The sequence below is a fragment of the Tenacibaculum amylolyticum genome (genome assembly GCF_964511145.1).
In the GTDB taxonomy this organism is placed as follows: Bacteria; Bacteroidota; Bacteroidia; order Flavobacteriales; family Flavobacteriaceae; genus Polaribacter; species Polaribacter amylolyticum.
The window spans coordinates 65,746-86,262 of record NZ_CAZEFZ010000009.1 but is presented as its reverse complement, the minus strand read 5'-3'; the positions used below and the strand labels follow the sequence as shown (position 1 = coordinate 86,262).

The following is a 20,517-nucleotide window of genomic DNA, read 5'->3' as shown; positions in this document are numbered from 1 at the left end:
CAAAAGTTTCTAATTACAGGTGTTAAGTCAGTTTTTTATGAGTCACAATGTTGTGAAACTTAACAACTAACGCTATAATATTTACCGTAATTGTGACAATTCTTAGCGGTTGCAGTGAGGATAATAACACCAATCCAAATCAAAATGTAATAAACCTTGAGGATGCTAAGCTATCCGATTTCCCTCTATTTAGTGTTACACCGGTTTCTATCAATATTACACAACCTACCATTGTAGATAATGAGGAAACATCATTTGGTAAAATTGATATTGTGGTACCAAACATAGTTTCGTTAAATGGAATTGCTTCTTCCATTACATCAGACGAATTGAACCTAAGTAGATTCGACGTTCTACCTGGTAACAGCTCTACTCTGAATTACGAAACACAAAGTCACGTACACACCATTGTAAATGTGTTAGATAAATCAAAAGAATTGTTACATTATACCGTAAATATTGAACAAGAAGTAATACCAACACCGTCTACTCTAACAGTCACTGATTTTAAGTTTGAAGCAAGTAAAAACCCTCAATTATCTGATGATGTTGTAATTGAAAGACGCGCTAACGATGTAAACAGACAGGATATTTATCTATTTGTACCCGCTGGAACGGATTTTTCCAACCTAAAACCAACCGCCACATTTGATGCCGAAGAAGTCTTTTATACGCAAGACTCTTCCATTCCTATTGTAGATGTAAATACGCCATATCCAACTTCAGAAGCCAGTTTTGATTTTGCCTACCCAAAGAGCTTTATCATTGTATTAAGAGATGATGCAAATGATAGAATAAAATGGGTAAATGTATTTGTTGATGTGAAAAACCCTGTAGTAATTGAAAATATGGATATTTCTACACCAGATGTAACTACACCAGGTTCCTCGGAGTATTTTACAGGTATTACAACTTGGAAAAATATAGGAAACCATAAATTAGTGTTTCAATCGGCGACTACCTACGAAGATAAAGTACCGAGTTCAACGGTTAATTTTATCACTGCAGATATGAAATTTCTATCAAGCGGTTTAGCACCAAATGAAAGTGCTAATATCAATGTACAAGTGAACGGAAATTTACCAGTAGGCGAATACAAGACTACAGCCGTATTCTATACAAAATTTGCTAGACATAATGCCATTGACGATTTAGTAGAAACAGCTAAACTGAAAATTACAGCGAACGTAACAAACTAAATCTCAAAAGAAACAATTGCTAACAATAAATATACGTAATGCGGGGCAATTTAGGAAATATGAACAGTAAATCATTTAATAAGCAATATAGTGGTTTGATAATGAAGTTCCTTAAATCCCGCACTACGCATATTCGAGTCGTTGGCGGCAATTGAGAAAATAATTCTAACATTTCAATCTGCTAAATTGTCACATTATATATCTAAATTCATTTTTATGAAAATCCTATACATAATTATACTCACTTGTTTATTAATCCCTGCAACATATAGTCAAGATGATAAAAGTCAAGTACTGATATTGGGGACTTCTCATCTGGACAATATTGAAGGATTCGAGGTCTCTATGCTTGATAAGGTCATTGCAAAACTTGATTCATTCAATTTTGACATTATTGGAATAGAGAAAATGTCTGGTGAATTATTAAATGATATTAAATCAAGAAATGATCATGCGTTCGATGGAATTACTAAAGGGGGATTCGGTGTCCGATATCTGGAAATTGCAGACACTATTAGAATTAATCGACAAGTAACTTTTCTGGATGCAGAAAAATTTATTCAGGAACTCTTGAGCAAGGAGAAACTTGATTCAAAAGATCACAAGCAATTGATCTTCAATTATCTGGCGATTACAGATTTACCCTCAGCCGTGTTACAGTACGCGATGATTGAAGACAAGTCTACATTCACAACAGAATTTGAAAAGTATTTAGCTGGCATTCTGGAAAGAGAAATGACTAGCAAGAATGAATATTACAGCTTGGCTATGCAACTTGCAATAAAAGAAAAGTTAAATCGATTGGATCCCATCGATAATTTTCAAGACGAATCACTTTTGTTTAAGTACTATCCAAATTTTATGGAAGACTTTAAAGCCAATGCTGAACTTTTTTCTGGTATTAATGAATTACCTGTTTTTCAAAAAGTAAATGAGTTGACAGAATCATCCATTAAATCTGGTGATTTCTATAATTTATATTCTTTTTTAAATAGTACAGAATATAAAAACGGTGATTTCAATGCGCAGTGGAAAATTTGGTTAGAAACAGACTTCAAATCGGGTTCAGACAAAGCAAGATACTATTTGTGGGAGATGCGAAATTTAAATATAGCCGCAAATATTTTGAATTTAGTAGCACGTAACCCAAACAAGAAAATTCTCATTATTATTGGTGCATCACATACTGGATTTTTAGAAAAATACTTAATGCAGGTAGAAAATATTGAATTATTGAAGTTTGAATAAAAACTACCGCCAACAATAGCTAAAAAATCATAGCTGCCTTACGGAACAGCAACGCTTTTTAGCCGGAACGTTGTGCTTAATTAGAGAACTAAATAGATGGGCAAATTTCAATATACATTAAGCTGTTATTTCAAATTGAATCCAGAAAGTTTTGTAAAGGTTTCTGACCAATTGGAAATATCACTACCCTGTATTAATTGCCAAAGAGATCATAGAACAATAATATTTGAAAACATCAATAAAAAAGGAATCTGTACACCAAAGAAAAAATGTGAAGGATTTCTAGGTGAATTAGTAAAAAGAGAGATAATAAAAGAAGTAGATGGAGTTAAAATAAATTATCTAATTGAATTTGATTATCATCAATTTACAGACTTAAAATACAACGTAGAATCAAATTTTAAATTTGGTTGGGCGAGAGTCTATTTTACCGTTAAATGTTCCAAATGCCAAAAAGAAAAAACGATTAGCACTCAAGAAAATGTTGGAAGACCTTGGGATGAAAAGTGTGAATGTGGAAACATAATATTTCAAGATTATGAAACTCCATTCAAATATCAAGCAACTGAAATATAACTAAGTACAACACTGTATAAAAATGCATTAAAACTCATTTTACACTAAACGTTGTAAAACATTTACGAAAAAACTACTATGAAATTAATACTGAAAATACTCAAATGGATTGGTAAAATTTTAGCTGGATTTATAATCATATTGTTAATATCAGGTTTATGTTTTAGATTATTTAGCTCAAAACCTGTTCCACCTGGAAAATTAGTTGATGTAAATAGTACTAAACTTCATATAAGAGCAGAAGGTCAAAAAAATAATTTTCCAACTCTTATTCTTGAATCAGGAGCGGGAAATGATACAGACGTGTTTCATTGGATTGCTGAAGGTTTGAAAAAAAATATGAGAGTTATACGTTATGACAGAGAAGGAAAATGGTTTAGCGAATCAAGTAAAGACAGTATTACACCAGAATTTTACGCTCGCCAATTACATACATTATTGGAAAAAAATGGAGAAAAACCACCTTATATTTTAGTTGGTCATTCAATGGGCGGACCATATAATCGAATATTCAGAGACCTATATCCAAATGAAGTAAAAGGAATGGTCTTTATAGACTCAAGTCATCCAGAACAATGGGAACGACTGACTGAAAATGGATTATTTGAAGAAAACCAAATTGCTCTCATAAAAATACTTGCAGTTCTTTCCGATATGGGACTAATGGGAGTTTATAGTTCAATAAGCAATCCAAAATCTATAGATAAGGATTTGCCAAAAGACTGTCAGAATCGCAAACGTAATCTCACTTCTTATTCGGGAAAAGTTTATCGTAGATATCTAAAGGAAAATAACATTAACGATAATATTCTATTAAGAGCAAGTCAAGCAAGTAAATTAGACTCATTACCTGTATTAGTTTTTACGGCAACTGAACAATATGGAGAACCTGAAATATGGTTTGAAATGCAAGAAGAATTAAAAAGACTATCTACTAAAGGAAAACATTTTTATATCGACGCAAATCACGGTTCAATAATCACAAAGAAGGAAAATGCTGAAAAAATTAATAGAGAAATACTTTTAATGACTGAATCAATTGATTGAAAAAACGTTTTACAACAATGGCTATAATTAATACGGGGTTTAGGCTTAATCCAAAGTTTAGTGTATTTTTATAATGTTCGGCAAGTTTTTAAAAAGAGAAAATTAAACACAAAATATAAAAATTCGGCTCTGTGTTAATCCGAAAAGTTAGTGTCTTTTTACACGCTATGTTTCATACACAAGTCCGTTGGCGGTAATTTGAAATGGACGAATTAAATCAAATAGAAAGAATTAAAATAAAACTAAGGTTAGCAAAAAATACAGACTCTTTTTTTGAAGTATTTGGAGCTTCTTCCCATAAGTATATTTTGAATTCACCTTTGGATTTACAAGAATTAAATGATTTCGAAAAAACATATGAAATAGTTCTTCCAGAGACTTACAAAACATTTTTATCCGAAATTGGTAATGGTGGATTAGAATATAAAAATTCAGTTGTAGGTAATTCAGGTGCTGGACCTGATTATGGAATATTTAAATTAGGACATCCATCTCAATTTATAGTTGATACATCATTAAACTATTTAAAAAAAGTTCCCTATTTTAACGAAAATATAACCGAAAAAGAATGGGATAGAATTTATAATGAAATGGATGATAATATTTCAGATGAAGACTATGATAAAGAAGTTGCAAAAGCTTATTCTGGAATATTAAATATAGGCTTTTCTGGATGCTCTGGTTATTTAGGAATTATATTAAATGGAAAAAATAAAGATAGAGTTGTTCATACTTATGACGAAATAGAATATTGCCCTCATTTCGTACAAGAAATGAACTTTTTAGATTGGTATGAAAACTGGTTAAACGATATTATCTCAGGAAAAAGTATTAAACAAAAAGGATTTACTAGCGAATCAGAAGAAAGTTGTGTAAATAGGTTTCTGTCAGATAAAGAGCCTTATTGGAAATTTGTTTCATTGTCTTATATTAGGTCATTTGATAAACTAAATGAGTCTTCAATTAGAATTTTACAAAAGGCTTATAAAAAAGAGAGAAATAAAAACGTAAAGATTTTTCTATTAAATCTATTGACCAAATTTGATTATGATAATTCAAAAAAAGAAATAGCAAAACTTGCTAAAAAGAAACCGATTGAGTTTTTAAGAAACATTCATTTATACAATAAAGATAAAACTATTGATTGGTTAAATGAGTTTAATACAATAAGAGAGTCAGAAAATTCAGAATTGTTAGAGTACATTGAATTTGTAACTGATCCTGATATAAAAACTACCGCCAACAAGGGGCATAATTAATTGCGGCTGAATTTCCTCAGCGGAAATTCAATCTTATTAATTATCTTTCCGAAACAACGGAAAATGACTCGCGTCCTTTTCCCTCAAAAAATCATACACAAATACGTTGTGTATAATTTAACCAAACAAATCTGCTAAATTGAAAATAACATATTTAATAGTTCTATTTGTAATCTTTAGTTCGTGTAAAGATGATATTTCTGACGAGAAATACAGAAATGAAAACTATGTATTCTACCAAGAAGATGGTAAAACAGGAAGATGGCAAAAAATAAATACAACATCCGAATTAAAGTACAAGAAAGGGAGTCTAACATATTTTTACAATAACGGAACAATTTTCGGAGAACTAGAAGTAATAGATTCATTTCCAAACCGAATTGAAAAATTTTATGATAAAAATGAAAAACTTGTAAAAACTATTTGGAGAAAAGGTGACTCAATAGATAAAATACATCTTGAAAATGGTTATTTCAAACATAGTTATTCAAACAAAGGAGTGATTATAATGGAAGGCTTAGTTGAAAATAATTTAGAACAAGGCATATGGAATAAGTACCGCAGTGAAGATGGAAGTTTGAGACAAATTATTGAAATGAAAGATGGACTAGAACATGGCAAAAGAGAAAATTACTGGCCTAACGGTAAAATAAAAAATATCTCTTATTGGAAGAAAGGTAAACAATTCGGAGAAGCAATCATGTACTTTGAAAACGGCAATATTGAAGAACAGAATTTTATTAGAAATGGAAAAATTCACGGTTTACTTAAGGAATATTATAATGATGGAACAATTAAGTTTACTGGGAATTATTGGAATGGAGAGCTAAAAGATAGCTGTAAGACATACTATAAAAATGGTAAATTAAGACTTTTGCAGATATTTGATTTAGACACTACTTCAATGAAAAAAAGTGGCACACAAATAAACTATTACCCAAGCGGTAAAGTAGAAGCCAAAATAATTTACAAAAATAATGTTGCTAGCCTGAAAAGATATTATGAGAATGGCACATTAGAAGAAATATCGACTAAAGTAAATAATAAACATGATGGTCAAGTAATAGTTTACCATGAAAATGGAAATAAAAAACTGGAAGGGATTGCAAGCGATGGTTACTTCAATGGAAAATTTAGATTCTTTGATAAATCTGGCAATTTAGAAAAGACAGTGATCTATAATTTTGGAGAACCTTTAGATTCTATAATGCATTAAAACTACGCACAACATCGTGTATAATTAATAAGATTGAATTTCCTATTTCCTCAACAGAAATTCAATCTTATTAATTATCTTTCGGTTACGGCGGAAAATGACTCGCGTCATTTCCCGCAACTAATCATACACAAAACCGTAATGTATTAAAGGAATATACTTTACTGAAAGACTGATTTATAAAACTTGTCAAAATCTAGCCAAAAGTGTAAAAATTAATTTAAAGAAACGAATAACTTTTTTAGAAAGTTATTTAAATAGTCGTTTAAAAAACGACAAACAAAAAGTTAAGTTAGGGTAAAGGTACATATTGAGTCTAACACACTATTAACTCTTTTAGGTTTGAACAATAGAAAGTTTTTTTTGTAAGTTAGTTTACAATTGTTTGATAAAAATACAATCATCCTCCAAAAGAAAACTCTTAAAAAACTTAAATTCAAGAAATTTTAAAAAAGCTCAAGATTGAGATTCAAAATATTTATCATATTTTAATAATTTTAAAAGAACTCTTTTTGTTCTCACTTTTAATTTCCAAAAAATAAACCCCTACTTTTAACCTATGCAAATCTATTTCCATTTTTTTTGACGGATAAAAATCTTTTGAAATTAATTCTTTACCCAAGTTATCATATATTTTTATGTAAATAGTTGAGTTTAAATTCCAATTGCTTGTTAAATGAATTTTATCTTCCGCTGGGTTTGGGTAAAAAGTAAAGTCAAATAAGTTATTATCATTTATATTTAAAGTATTACACTGACCTATGACTTGATCAATATTATTACATCCAAGTTTATTTCTATCAATCTTATCTATAAAATTTGTAGGTGGATTATTTAATTCTAAATAAGAGCAGACTGGGGTAATATTACATTGACTTAGTTCAGGATTATCAGAAATTATTAAATAGTCTTCGATTGACTCTATGTTAATTAAACCATTAATATTGTTTAGGATTAAATTGTTACCTAGATTAATATATCCTGTTTTAGATGTTACATTAATTAAACCGTTTAGGGTTCTTATTTTAGGATTGTACTGTATTGTAATTCCTCCACCGATATAATTTATTTTTTTTAAACTCTCTAAATCTTCTAAATTACTATGTATTATACCAAATTCATTTTGTACATGTTCAAGATTAATAAATCCATCAATACTCTTTAATTGATTATTATCCATAATCCATAAATTTCCTTCAATCGTTTTCAATTTATTAAATCCAGTAATGCTTTCAAGTAATGGATTATCTATAACAACTAAACCGTCATTGTGTATAACTTCCATTTTCTCAAACCCATCAATAGTGTGTAATTTGGGATTCTGATAAAACTGAATTTCTTTTTCTACTTCAATTAAATTGTTAAATCCAGAAAATGTTTCTAAGTTTGAGTTACCTTGTATATATATTTTCCCAAGAATAGTTGTAAGCTTATTCAAACCACTTATTCTTTCTAAGGCATCATTAATATGTATAGAAATTGCTCCCTCAACAATTTCTAGATTAGGTAAGAAGTTAATATCTGTTATATCTGTATTACTAAATATACTTAACTCACCTTCAATTTTAATTAGGCTGTTTAAAGCTGAAACATTCGAAAAAGAATTACTTACTATGATTAAGTTTTTTAAAGCTTCTAATCTTAAAAACGCATTAAATTCACTAGATTTTATACTTGATAACAATAAGCTGGCACCAACACTTTTTAAATTACTAAACCCTGTAAAACTAGAAGTTTGATCTGTAGTATTACTAATAGTCATACCTCCAGATACAGTCTCTAAATTGTTGAAAGAGTCAAAATTCACAGTAGAAACTGAACCTATATAAAAATCACCAATAACTTTATTTAATTCCTCAAAACCAGTTATAGATGTTAAACTCGATGCTCCGCTAATAAAAAAGTCATCATTTAAATTAATTATGCTATTGAATCCCGATATTTGTATTAAAGAATCATTTATTAAAAACTTTAGCTTACCTCCTAAAGAGTTTAAAGAATTAAAGCCTTCAATTTTATTTATATCTGTTCTTTCAATTAAAATATCTCCAGAAACAGAAAATAATTTATTGAAGCTAGGTATTTTTTCTAATTTAAAATTTCCTTTTATTTCAATATTATTATTTATCGTTTCTAATTTATCAAAACCTCCTATATTAGATAACTGATCATTACTTTTTATCAATAAACTTCCACCTATTGTAAGTAAATTATTAGGAGCTAAAAAAGCTTCTAAATCAAAATTGTTATTAATAATGAAAGAACCATTAACATTAGTTAAAGAGTTAAATTTATCCGAAAAGTCAATACTAGAAGAGTTGATATTCTCAATAGAAAAATTATTATTAATAGTTTCTAAACTACTAAAATCACCTGTTAACCCAAATCCATTTTGAAGACTCGAAAATGAAAGCTTATTAACAGTTTTTAAATTATTTAAACCGTTTAAATTAATATCTGTACTAAAAGAATTAAAAGATAATAACCCTGTAATGTTTTCTATATTTGTTAATCCACTTAAGTTTATGATTTTATCAGTATTAGAACTTCCATATATTTGTAAATCTCCATTTATTTCTGTGCAACTTGGGTAGTCTATTATAAAATTATCTACATCTGTTTGGCTATTTAAGTAAACAGATCCGCTTGGGCATTGAGAATACAGTGTTGAAATATATAATACTAATAATACACTAAGGATGTTTCTTGTTTTCATATACTTTTTTTCACAAATATAGAAAAGTAATTATGACTACACAAAACAACTCTTAATCTTTGGAATCGGGATTATATTATCGAGAAGTTCTCAAAAACTGAACTTGTAATTAGAGATGATGATTCGGATGGTATTAATATTTCGAATCTAATATATAAAATTTAAGAAAAAAACAATAGGAATAAAACGCATTACAACACCGTATAAAATTAATAAGATTGAATTTCCTCAGCGAAATATCAATCTTATTAATTATCTTCCCACAACAACGGAAAATCATATACAAATACGTTAGCAGTAATTAGAAATGAGAAAGTCAGATAAATCAATACATAATATTTGTATTGCTTCTATAAAGAGAAGTACAATGAAACCATATGATTTTAAATGGACAAAGTTTTATGAATCGAATATAGACTTTCCCTATCAAGGACTTTCATTAATCTTAACTGAAGATGAACTGATAATCTGTTCGACTTTAATTGATGGAGAAAACTATAGCATTTTAACTACCCAGAAACTTATTACAGTAGAGAACGGAAAAGAAAGAGCTGAAAGTTTATCAAGAGCAACAGACAAAGAATATGGAGATTTTAAGGGATACAAAGACGGCCAAGTAACATTTGGGTTAGTTGAACTTGAAAATGGTGATGAATTGAAATATTTCATTGAAACTGGAAAAGCATCAATGATTATGATTCATGGTGTGAGAACTCTTATCAGGGCTCAAAAAATGACCAACCAGAATGTGGAAAATGTAACACGAGTATGGAATCGTCAAAATGAAAAAAATAAAAACAGCTAACACTGTATATGAAATCATAGCACACTCCGTGATGCTACGCCTCATATACTAAACGTTGTACACCATTTGAAAAACACATTACATTGCTCTACTAAAATTGTTTCTATGGAAATATTATTTGAAAATAAGAAAAAGGCAATTAGATTAAACACCATCTTAGAGAATATCTTTATAAATATTCCCGTTTCAGTCTTATTTTTTATTTTATTTAAAAGTTTACTAACATGGTCTAAAACCTGAATTTGACCGAGTAATCCTGTATACGATAATAGTAATTATTATGATGTTATTAAGAACATTGTTTTATAATAACAAAACTCATTTGGAGAGTATTGTATTAAATTTAGATGAAAACAAGTTAATTATTAAGCAAGTCAGACTTTTAAAATCTTCAACAAAAATTGTAATGAATTTAGACGAGATTACTATTTCAGAAATAAAACATCCCCCCTTTTCTTCTTTTTCTTTTTTCAATCATTTTACAGTTAAAGACCAACAATCAAAAATTAACATATCAACTGCTGGTCATGGAAATAAAGAAATTAATCTTGATGAAATTCACAAAAGGTTAAATCAAATTTATATAACTAATAAGACAAAAAGCAGATTAAATACTTAAATAAAAAAGGTAAAAACCTCTAAATAAGACATAGGCTTTCTACTTTTACTGTACTTAAAAAAATGAAAAAAATATTTGTATCGATTATATTAACATTAGTTATTGGATGTCAAAGTAATAAAACTAAAGGTTCACTTGAAAAAATAACTTCTGAAAGGGTTTATAATTTGGATGAAAATGGAAATAAAAAAGATTTGATATTAATTATAGAAGGGAATAAAATGTATACTTCAAATAAAGAAGGTAAAAAAATAGAGCTTTTATTAGAAAAATTTGACAACAAGGTTTATGAGATACAGCATAAAGTTGTTAACAACGTTGATCGAACTGAGAAAGGAAGAATCCTTTTTATTTTTGAAAAAGGCAAATATTGGGAATATGACAAAAAGACTAAACAAAAAGGGAAATTAACTTTTGTTAGAAAAGAGAATATAATTTATCAAAATAGAAATAATAAACTTGAAAAAATATTAATTGTGGACTAAAATAAAATAGTTTTTTTAAATTTTACTAGATTAAAGCAATATAACGAAGCTTATAAATGAATAAACTTGAAATCAAACAACTTCTAATTCAAAAAGAACTAGCTAAAATTAGTCATAGTACTTTTAATCAACCTGATGATGTATGCGGTAATGGACGCTCATGTGATCAAATAATTGATATTGGCGATGAATCTCAATTAAATGCCAGAGTTGAAGTATCGGAAAAATTAGATGTTCAAACTAAAATTCATGAAAAGAATATTGAATTCCTTAAAAAGGTAAGCTTCGCTCCTACTTCGATTATAGGAATTGGAGCTATTATAGAAACAAACAACATGTTCCTTATTGTTGCAATAGCTACAAAACCTTTTGAATATGATCATAAACAGTATGTTGGAATTTCTATTAATGCGCCTTTGTATACCTATTTAAAAGAAAAAACTGTAGGTGATGAATGTGTCTTTAACGACACAAAATTTGTAATAAAGAATATCTACTAATTAAAAACAACTTCTTATAATTCTCATTGCTTATAAAAAGCTAAGCCTTAAAGCCTTTTAATACGGATTTGTACTATCAGAATAAAATAATTGTTTATTCAATAATCACTTACTAAATTAGTTTTCTAAACAAATACCTGATTCTGTAGCAGACAATTAGGTAATAACTGAAAAAGAAAATGAAAAATTCATTCAAGTTTCTATTAGTCATTTTATTCGTTTCTAGCTTAACAACGGCTCAAAACCTTAATGAAAGCTGGGATACATATATAGCTAGTTATGAAAACGATAAACCTGGATCAACCACTTTAAGAATGGATTTATATGATTTAGCTCCAATCAAAAGTTTTAATTACGTTTTGGTTACAGGAATTACTTATAAAACTTCTAGAAATGATGGTTTTCCAGAAAAAGAAACCTTAAAATTATTATATAAAGCAGCAGATGCTGTAACTGAAATAATTAAAAAAGAAACGGAATCTATTTCAGTTGGTTCTTTTACACATGATAAAGAAAGATTGGAATATTTTTACATTAAAACACCTAAAAATGTCGCTTCAAAAATTGAACAATTTTATAAAGATAACTATCCAAAATACAAATTCTATTTAAACATAAAGGAAGATAAAAAATGGAAATACTATTTAGATTTTTTATACCCTAATGAAGAGATTAAAAATTATATGGCTGATTTATCTGTTTTAAGAAATTTACAAGAAGCAGGTGACAATCTTACGAAAGCTAGAAGAGTTGATCATTGGCTTTATTTCTCTGATAAATCTAAATTAAAAGAATGTAAGGAAGAATTAATAAAATCTAATTTTACAATTCAGGACACAACAATCGATAACAAAAGAAATTTAACCTACGGATTACAGGTATGGAGAATTGATAATGTAGATATTAATTCCATTTATCCAATAACTAAAGGTTTAAGAACTTTAGCAAAAAAATATAGTGGCGAATATGATGGATGGGAAACATCTGTAGAAAAAGAATAAAATTCTCTATTATAATTAAAATAGGAATAGAAAAGTAGCACAACCATTCATAAATTATTGTGTTATTATTAATTAACAAAAAACGAAAACGAATATGTTTTGTCATAACTGTGGGGAAAAGGCAAATGAAGCATTCTGTGCGCAATGTGGTACTAAGGTTTTATCTTCAGACTCAAAAATTATTCAATCATGGAGAAAAGAGTCAGACTATCAGAAAATAGTTAATCATCCAGATGTTTTAGGTATAGTTAAAAAGTATTCAAACGAATCCAAAAAACAATTAACAGCTGATGAGTTTATTGGTAAACTTGATTTGGTTGTTGGAGCTTTTTCTGGAGTGCCACTTGGTGTATTAACAGAAGTTATTGTTCCAATTAGTAAAAAATTAGGCTTAAAAACAGGTAAATCAAAAGAAATCCAGCTTCAAAATTCTATTCAAGAAGCATTTGTTAAGTCAATTTGTATATTAACCAAAAACAAACACAAAATAGAAGAATTTCATCAAGCTGAAAATGGAGTAATACTCGTTGGTACAATTGAATCAGATTTCTGGACTTGGGGTGGAAATATTGTTATTGAACTAGAGCAAAATGAAGATTTTATAACTGCTAAAGTTCAAAGTATAATCAAAGGTCAGATTTATGATTGGAATAAAAGTAAAAAGGTAATTCATAAAATACTTTCAGATTTACAAACAATAGAAATAACATAAAATTATTTTCAATTAGAAAATTGAAAAACAAATGGAAAAAGAACTAAAATTAAGTATTCTTACCTCCTATCTTATTGGAATTCCAATTGGAATTTTAGCTGTATTAGCGACAATTTTTGTTCCTAGCTTTTTATTTGGCGAAGGACTTATGACAATCGCAATTATAAGTAGCTATGGCTTTTCAACGATTGGACTTTTAATTGCATTCATAATTGCACTATGGCTTGGTGCAAAATTAGCTTATAAGAATATTAAAAATGGTCAATCATTATTATTAACTTCTTTTAAGTATTCAGTAAGTATTAACTTAATTATTTGGTTCTGCTTTTGCATTATTGTTGGAATAACAGTAGAGGAAGAAGTATTTCTAATGCTTATTCCTCCAATTATTGCTTTTGTTGTTTGTACAATTCTAACAACATTTACAATAGGACTTTTAATTTCCTATATTATTAAACAAATAATTAGTAAATAACCTGAATCAAAAGTTTTTTATAGTAATAAAAAATGTTTCTATTGATAAAGTAACCCTCCTATAATATGAAAAGTAAATTACTAATAATACTTACAATTTTATGTTGTCTTTCTAATATTAATGCTCAAAACGATCATTTGGAGCCTGTTGAAAGTGTATTTGACGATTTATCCTATCAGTATTATACAACTGTGAGAAAAATACTCTTTAAAGGAATGTCATATCGTCCTGAAGTTCGTTTTGTAATAATTCCTTCGTTTTCTGTAGAGCAAGTTGTAGCTATTGAGAAATCAGATGATAAATACTTTATTGTGCATCATAAAATGGAACAAAGTATTTGGTATACAGAAGAAGATCCGGAAAAAATTAATGTGATTAAAAAGAAAGTAGAGATTCCAAAAAAACTAGCAAAACTTTATAAAGAACTCTTTCTAATTGCTATCAACAACAGAAAATATCCTGAAGTTGAAATATGGGGAAACGATGGAACAAATTATTATTTTACTGTATACGACTCAAGATTAAAAACAGGCATGATATGGTCTCCCAGGCCTAAAAGTAAAATGAAACGATTAGAGAAAATTGGTTATTCTCTAATAAACTTAGCTTACGATACTAAAAAAGGCGCCATAGCAAGACCTAATAAGAAATTAATTAATGAAATTAAGGCGCTAACAAATGAATTAAGGAGTAATAAGTAGCCTCTTTTTTGTTTTCAAACTATGGATTTCATTCCTATAAACACTACAAAAACACTACACATTAAAAATTCTACAAAAAACACTAAAAACCAAACAAAACACTAAAAAACAATTAGTTAAAACCAAAAACACCAATACTAAAACAAATTAAATTAGTCTCAAAAACATGTTTTGCTACTACAAGTATATGTTATACTACAGTTATTAGTCATAATATTGCATCCGATTTAAAAATCAAAAATACCCCCGAAAAAATTTAAATACTAATGACAAAATACCTACCTCCAAATAAAATCATGATGATGTAAGCTTTAATTATTACTTCATTATCATTTTCACACATCTTACTTTAACGAAACACAGTTAAGTACTTTTCAAGAACATTGTTGTAATTAATCATAAAAATATCAGATAGTATAGTAATAGTAGTTTAGTGCTATATAATCCCGATAATCCCTAATGTAAATTCCTCTGTAATTCATTTTACAGAGGTTTTTTATATACGTATACCCCATAAAATATTTTATTTTTGAAATAATATCTAATAAATATTTTCTAAATACCTAGATGAATAGTACTCCTGAATTTATAATAGAACCTTGTAAAAAAGAACACATTAAGAAGATTGTAGACGGAATCAATTCCTACAATTTGAGTAAAGTTCCTCCCCTATCTGATATTTGGACTCCTTTAGAATTTGTCATTAAAAATACTAATGGAGAAGAAATCGGAGGACTTTTAAGCGGTATTGGTTACTGGAACGGATTAGAAATAAAAATCTTATGGGTAGCAGAGAATTATCGGAATCAAGGAATTGGCTCTAAACTGTTACAACACGTAGAAAATATAGCCAAAGAAAAAGGCGCTGAAATTGCTATGCTCGATACATTTGATTTTCAAGCAGAAGGATTTTATCTAAAGAATGGTTATACTGTAATTGGTGAAATAGAGAACTTTCCTAAAGGACATAAACGTATCTACCTATCTAAAAAACTAACCTAGTTAACAAAATAAAGCCATGAACTAAATGAATATCATATTCAAACAAATAGAAACTAAAGATCTAAACCAAGTACTTGAGTTATTTAAAGAAGCAGCAGAGAAAATAGCTTTAAAAAATGTAGATCACTGGCAATACTGGAAAAACCCACCTACAGAAAAAATTCAATGGGTAGTAGAAGGAATTCAAAAAAAGGAATTCTTCTTTATTAATAATACAGTACAGGAAAATATTGGTATGGTACGAATTATGAATGAAGATGAACTGTATTGGGGAATACAAACAGAAAAGGCAAAATACATTCATTCTTTAGTAGTAAAAGGTGCCTATAACGGTAAAGGAATTGGTGCAAAAATTATTCAAGAAATAGAAAATAATGCTAAAAAAGATGCCTGTAAATACATTAGGTTAGATGCAGTGGCTACTAACACCAAACTTTGTAAATATTATGAAAAACTTGGATTTCAAAAAGTAGGTGTCAAAGAAATGCCGCTATCTCTTAATAATTTATATGAAAAAGCACTTTGAAAATCAACTCATCCAAATTATTGAAAATGATGCGTGGATGATGCATATTTTAAAAATTATTAGAGAATTGGATTTAAATGATTCTTGGATTGGTGCTGGTTTTATAAGAAATAAAGTTTGGGATAAATTACATAACAAAAACCGAACAGTACTTAATGATATTGATGTTATTTATTTTGACTCGTCTGAAACAAATAAAGCTGCCGAATTAGCAATAGAATATCAATTAAAAAAGACAACATCAAATTTGAATTGGTCTGTAAAAAACCAAGCTAGAATGCATTTAAAAAATGGCCATTCACCATATACAAATACGAATGAAGCAATTTCATTTTGGCCAGAAACAGCAACTGCAATTGCTATAAGATTAACTGTTAATAATGTAATTGAATATATTGCTCCTTATGGTTTAGAAGACTTATTTAATCTACGATTAGTTCCGACCCCAAATGTTGATATTAGAACTTTCCAACATAGAATACAAGAAAAACAATGGATTAAAATCTGGCCAAAATTGATTCTTCATACCTCATCTTTATAAACTGTAGCATTTTTGCTACATTTACGAAAAAATTGAAAATCATTACAACTTACCAACATGAAAAAAAGCTTTATTTTATTTTTAATTACTTTCTGCGCATTACATTTTAGCTTTGCTCAAAAGGATATCTCAATTGTCTACTCACCAGACAAAGAAGTATTTTTGAATAAGCAAAAAGTTAATAAAGAAACTAGTTTAGAAACCGTTACATCTATCTTAGGAACACCTGTAATTTATAAAGAGTATGCAACTGGTAAAGTAAACTATCATTATCCAAAACTTGGAATTGCAGTACACTTTGTAAATAACCATCTATCGTTTATTGGTGCTAATTTTAATTGGGATGGTGATAAGACCTTTCCTAAGACTCAATTCAAAGGAACTTTTAAAATAGATAATGTCTTATTTAATAAAGATGCTAAAGAGTCTCGATTATCTGAAGTAAAATCATATAAAATACATTGTTTTATACCAGGTATGTGCATGTCAGATCCTAAACAAGGAAATAATGCTATTATTGTTGGATTTAAAGATCAAAAACTAACTCAAATAGGAGTAGAATTTAAACAATAGAGTTTCATATTTAAAGAAATAACCTATATCAAATTCCAATTATCTAAAACGATAGTTGGAATTTTTGTTTTTGCTCTCCTTTTAAAACTGTAACAATTCTTTTTTTTACATGTCTTTAGGCAAACATGAAAAATGAATCCATGAAAAGTAAACTTATTGCCCTAATTACAATAATTACATGCATTTCTTGCTCTAAAAAAGAAACACAACATTATCAAATAGGTCAACAATCTGTAACATTTACAGATATTACAAGAAACCGTCCTTTATTAACTGAAATTTGGTATCCTACGTTAGATAAAACGACACAAAACACATCAAAAGCTAATAAAAAAGAACTTTTTAAAACCATTTCTACCATTCCAAATGCATCCATTCCAAATAAAAAATTTCCATTATTAATTGTATCTCATGGAACTGGAGGTAATCGTTTTTCATTGACATGGTTTATTGAAAAAATGGTTCAGAAAGGGTACATTGTTGTTTCTTTAGATCATTATGGAAACTCTACCTTTCATAAGCTTCCAAGAGAATTTGTAAAATGGTGGGAAAGAGCTATTGATGTACAGTTTGTTTTAACCAATATGTTAAATGACCAAAAATTTGCCACAAAAATAGATACTTCAAAAATTGGAGGAGTTGGCTTTTCATTAGGCGGTTATACCAACATTGCTTTGGCTGGTGGTTATGTAGATAGAACTATTAGAGAAAATGAATCTCCTGAACATAGAGAAATGCCACCTGAGTTTCCAAAAACAGATGAAGTTATTGACTTTGAAAATGATAGTTTAATTGTTTCTTCTTATTTAAAATATAAAGATCTCGTAAAAGACGATCGAATGAAAGCATTCTTTGTTATGGCTCCTGCTATTGGTTTTGGTTTTCATTCTAAAGAACAAACGAAAACCATAGAGGCTCCTGTTTTTATAGTTGCAGGAAAAGGTGATACAAATACACCTATACAACAAAATGCTTTAAACTACCATAAGTTAATTCCAACTTCAGAATTACACCTATTGGGTGAAGATGTAGATCATTATATTTTCTTGAATGAACCTACCGAATTTGGAAAAAAAGTAGCACCGCAAATCACTATTGATAAAGAAGGAGTTGACCGAAAACAAATTCATGACGAAGTAACAGCACTAGCTATTGATTTTTTTGAACAGTATTTAAACCATAGCGATAATTAATTTAATTAAAATCTTATTTGTAATTTACAAACAATTACAATAAAAAATTATATGAATAAGATATTTATAATTACTGTTATTGGTCTATGCATAAGTAGTTGTTCTCAACATAAAATTGACAAAAAAGGATTCCAAGTAAATGAAATAACGGAAAATAAAGATGGTAAAAAAGTTGTTGGACTTCAAATAGATTCATTACAACTAGAAACACGTCCAAGAAACGTTTTACTTACGTATAATAAAGAACATAGATTAACTCCAATTTATAAAGTCAACTACGATAAACAAACCAATCGACCTTATACAGGTTCAAATAACTTTCATACAACTTGGACAGATTCTTATCAGAAAGGGAATAATTGGAACCACAATTATATACCTGGTTTTGAAGCTGTTTATGGTTATAATTTTGTGAATGTATCACACTACAACAACACCAATCAATCTGAAAATAAATTATTTAAAAAACCTGTTCTAATAAAAACATTGTATTATCCAGCTTTTTCTAAAGACACCTTAAATTATAAATCTGTACATAGAAACTTTTATATGGTTTCTGTTTACGATGAAGATACTAATAAAGATGGCTTTATTAATGTTAAAGATTTAAGAAGGTTTTATCTTTTTAATATTGATAGTAAGCTTCAAAAAAACTTAGTCCCTATCAATTATTCTGTAATGAATTCTGAATATGACTCAGCTAACGATTTCATGTATGTCTTTGCCAAAAAAGATATTAATAAAAATGGGCAAATGGAAGCAGAAGAACCTATAGATATTTTTTGGATTGATTTAAAAAACCCTACTCATACAGGAAAACAGTACTCTTCAGAACATTAGTATATTAAATTTAAAGGCAAGATCATTATGTTTAAATATAAAAACATAAATTCTTTGGTTTCAAAACAATTAGACTTCTACTATTTGAAGAGTTATATAAAAACAAAAAAGCTATTTGTAAAAGCCTAGATATCCAAAATTTAAAATCAACTGATAATAAAAGTTTTTTTCTTACAGTTTCTGATTCTTGTAAATAGTCTCAACTATTTTTTACCAATCGTTCGGTATTTAATAATTTTTGTATCTTTGTACCATGAGACCACAAAAAGTATTAGATAACGAAATTTTAGCAGGCTTAACAAAAGTATTCCGTTCTAAAGGATATGAAGGTGCTAGTTTAAAAGATTTATCTGATGCTACAGGACTTAAAAAAGCTAGTTTATATCATCGGTTTCCAAATGGAAAAAAAGAAATGGCAGAAGCTGTTTTTGAATATATAAATACATGGGTAATTGAGCATATATTTGAAGCCTTAAATGATGTAACTGTTCCTCCTAATAAGCGATTAAAAAATGCTTTAAATCAGATTAGTGCATTGTATGATGGTGGTAAGAAAACATGTATTTTCAGAGCTTTCTCTATGGAAAGTAGTCTTGAACTATTTGAAAAACAAGTTAAAAACGGTATGGATGAATGGATTGCAAACTTTAAAAAAGTAGGAATTGCATTAGGTTTATCTGAAGAAATAGCTTCAACTTATGCCCTACAAACTTTAATTGAAGTGCAAGGAAGTTTAGTTGTATCTAAAGGGATAAACAATATTGATATATTTAAAGAAACATTACAAAAAATTGGAGATCAATATTTAAAAACATAAAAAATTTTACTTAATAATTTTACCAAACGTTCGGTAATTAAATATAAACATTATGGAAATAAAACAACCTTTACCTCCTTTTACAAAGGAAACAGCACAACAAAAAGTACAATTAGCAGAAGATGCATGGAACTCCAAAGATCCGATAAAAGTATCTAAAGCCTATACAATAGACACTGAATGGCGTAATCGTGATCAATTTATTAATGGTAGAAAAGAAGTACAGGCTTTTCTTTCTGATAAATGGAAGAAAGAACTGGACTACAAACTCAAAAAAGAGCTTTGGGCATTTCAAGAAAATCGAATTGCCGTACGATTTGAATATGAATATCGTACTGAAAACGGGCAATGGTTTAGAGCCTATGGAAATGAAAATTGGGAGTTTGATGAAAATGGATTAATGCAGAAACGCTTTGCTAGCATTAATGATGTAGCCATAAAAGCATCTGAAAGAAAACTATAAAAA

The 20,517-nt window shown here is 28.5% G+C and carries 23 protein-coding genes; 22 read left to right on the top strand and 1 reads right to left on the bottom strand.

Translation table 11 applies throughout. The features are described 5' to 3' along the window. The first annotated feature begins 92 nt into the window (after positions 1-92). The 6 genes from ACKTTC_RS05035 to ACKTTC_RS05010 all read left to right on the top strand — a co-directional run bounded on the left by ACKTTC_RS05035 (position 93) and on the right by ACKTTC_RS05010 (position 6,545). Entirely contained in the window at positions 93-1,199 is a 1,107-nt protein-coding gene (locus ACKTTC_RS05035; RefSeq protein WP_408038713.1) for a hypothetical protein, read from the top strand. 216 nt (positions 1,200-1,415) lie between these two features. Continuing rightward, a complete protein-coding gene (locus ACKTTC_RS05030; protein ID WP_408038712.1) occupies positions 1,416-2,447 on the top strand; it encodes a DUF5694 domain-containing protein in 1,032 nt (343 codons plus the stop codon). A gap of 96 nt (positions 2,448-2,543) precedes the next feature. Continuing rightward, the gene (locus ACKTTC_RS05025) at positions 2,544-3,023 is read left to right on the top strand and encodes a hypothetical protein (RefSeq protein WP_408038711.1); all 480 of its coding nucleotides are present in this window, start codon (positions 2,544-2,546) and stop codon (positions 3,021-3,023) included. A 78-nt stretch (positions 3,024-3,101) separates the two neighbouring features. Further along, positions 3,102-4,070: an alpha/beta fold hydrolase gene (locus ACKTTC_RS05020; RefSeq protein ID WP_408038710.1), complete on the top strand. Its 969-nt coding sequence runs from the start codon at positions 3,102-3,104 to the stop codon at positions 4,068-4,070. 203 nt (positions 4,071-4,273) lie between these two features. Next, on the top strand, positions 4,274-5,329 hold the full coding sequence (locus tag ACKTTC_RS05015; RefSeq protein ID WP_408038709.1) for an SMI1/KNR4 family protein: 1,056 nt from the start codon (positions 4,274-4,276) through the stop codon (positions 5,327-5,329). A gap of 139 nt (positions 5,330-5,468) precedes the next feature. Further along, positions 5,469-6,545 (top strand): toxin-antitoxin system YwqK family antitoxin, encoded by a 1,077-nt coding sequence (locus ACKTTC_RS05010; protein ID WP_408038708.1) that lies wholly within the window; start codon positions 5,469-5,471, stop codon positions 6,543-6,545. Between the two features lie 481 nt (positions 6,546-7,026). On the opposite strand, the gene ACKTTC_RS05005 is transcribed toward ACKTTC_RS05010, so the two are convergent. Further along, complete coding sequence (locus ACKTTC_RS05005) at positions 7,027-9,261, bottom strand: T9SS type A sorting domain-containing protein (protein ID WP_408038707.1); 2,235 nt, start codon at positions 9,259-9,261, stop codon at positions 7,027-7,029. 307 nt (positions 9,262-9,568) lie between these two features. Here ACKTTC_RS05005 and ACKTTC_RS05000 point away from each other — a divergent pair, with 307 nt between their 5' ends. The 16 genes from ACKTTC_RS05000 (at position 9,569) to ACKTTC_RS04925 (ending at position 20,514) form a co-directional block, all read left to right on the top strand. Further along, entirely contained in the window at positions 9,569-10,066 is a 498-nt protein-coding gene (locus ACKTTC_RS05000) for a hypothetical protein (RefSeq protein ID WP_408038706.1), read from the top strand. A 280-nt stretch (positions 10,067-10,346) separates the two neighbouring features. Beyond that, a complete protein-coding gene (locus ACKTTC_RS04995; RefSeq protein ID WP_408038705.1) occupies positions 10,347-10,685 on the top strand; it encodes a hypothetical protein in 339 nt (112 codons plus the stop codon). A gap of 62 nt (positions 10,686-10,747) precedes the next feature. Continuing rightward, positions 10,748-11,170, top strand: coding sequence for a hypothetical protein (locus ACKTTC_RS04990; RefSeq protein WP_408038704.1), 423 nt, complete (start codon positions 10,748-10,750; stop codon positions 11,168-11,170). A gap of 56 nt (positions 11,171-11,226) precedes the next feature. Then, positions 11,227-11,670, top strand: coding sequence for a hypothetical protein (locus ACKTTC_RS04985; protein ID WP_408038703.1), 444 nt, complete (start codon positions 11,227-11,229; stop codon positions 11,668-11,670). 179 nt (positions 11,671-11,849) lie between these two features. Further along, positions 11,850-12,671, top strand: coding sequence for a DUF695 domain-containing protein (locus ACKTTC_RS04980; RefSeq protein WP_408038702.1), 822 nt, complete (start codon positions 11,850-11,852; stop codon positions 12,669-12,671). Between the two features lie 94 nt (positions 12,672-12,765). Further along, positions 12,766-13,383: a zinc ribbon domain-containing protein gene (locus ACKTTC_RS04975; protein WP_408038701.1), complete on the top strand. Its 618-nt coding sequence runs from the start codon at positions 12,766-12,768 to the stop codon at positions 13,381-13,383. Between the two features lie 31 nt (positions 13,384-13,414). Beyond that, positions 13,415-13,858 carry a hypothetical protein gene (locus ACKTTC_RS04970; RefSeq protein ID WP_408038700.1) on the top strand — a complete coding sequence of 148 codons (444 nt, stop codon included), beginning with the start codon at positions 13,415-13,417 and terminating at the stop codon, positions 13,856-13,858. Positions 13,859-13,923: 65 nt separating this feature from the next. After that, positions 13,924-14,559 (top strand): hypothetical protein, encoded by a 636-nt coding sequence (locus ACKTTC_RS04965; RefSeq protein WP_408038699.1) that lies wholly within the window; start codon positions 13,924-13,926, stop codon positions 14,557-14,559. A gap of 567 nt (positions 14,560-15,126) precedes the next feature. Continuing rightward, the gene (locus tag ACKTTC_RS04960; protein ID WP_408038698.1) at positions 15,127-15,561 is read left to right on the top strand and encodes a GNAT family N-acetyltransferase; all 435 of its coding nucleotides are present in this window, start codon (positions 15,127-15,129) and stop codon (positions 15,559-15,561) included. A 25-nt stretch (positions 15,562-15,586) separates the two neighbouring features. After that, positions 15,587-16,087: a GNAT family N-acetyltransferase gene (locus tag ACKTTC_RS04955; RefSeq protein ID WP_408038697.1), complete on the top strand. Its 501-nt coding sequence runs from the start codon at positions 15,587-15,589 to the stop codon at positions 16,085-16,087. Then, positions 16,071-16,628 (top strand): nucleotidyltransferase family protein, encoded by a 558-nt coding sequence (locus ACKTTC_RS04950; protein ID WP_408038696.1) that lies wholly within the window; start codon positions 16,071-16,073, stop codon positions 16,626-16,628. The genes ACKTTC_RS04955 and ACKTTC_RS04950 overlap by 17 nt, the downstream gene beginning before the upstream one ends. Before the next feature lie 57 nt (positions 16,629-16,685). Beyond that, the gene (locus ACKTTC_RS04945) at positions 16,686-17,201 is read left to right on the top strand and encodes a DUF7738 domain-containing protein (RefSeq protein WP_408038695.1); all 516 of its coding nucleotides are present in this window, start codon (positions 16,686-16,688) and stop codon (positions 17,199-17,201) included. 140 nt (positions 17,202-17,341) lie between these two features. Further along, entirely contained in the window at positions 17,342-18,394 is a 1,053-nt protein-coding gene (locus ACKTTC_RS04940; RefSeq protein WP_408038694.1) for an alpha/beta hydrolase family protein, read from the top strand. A gap of 51 nt (positions 18,395-18,445) precedes the next feature. Beyond that, the gene (locus tag ACKTTC_RS04935; RefSeq protein ID WP_408038693.1) at positions 18,446-19,234 is read left to right on the top strand and encodes a hypothetical protein; all 789 of its coding nucleotides are present in this window, start codon (positions 18,446-18,448) and stop codon (positions 19,232-19,234) included. 253 nt (positions 19,235-19,487) lie between these two features. Continuing rightward, positions 19,488-20,051 (top strand): TetR/AcrR family transcriptional regulator, encoded by a 564-nt coding sequence (locus ACKTTC_RS04930; RefSeq protein ID WP_408038692.1) that lies wholly within the window; start codon positions 19,488-19,490, stop codon positions 20,049-20,051. A gap of 52 nt (positions 20,052-20,103) precedes the next feature. Then, on the top strand, positions 20,104-20,514 hold the full coding sequence (locus ACKTTC_RS04925; RefSeq protein WP_408038691.1) for a nuclear transport factor 2 family protein: 411 nt from the start codon (positions 20,104-20,106) through the stop codon (positions 20,512-20,514). Positions 20,515-20,517: the final 3 nt, after the last annotated feature.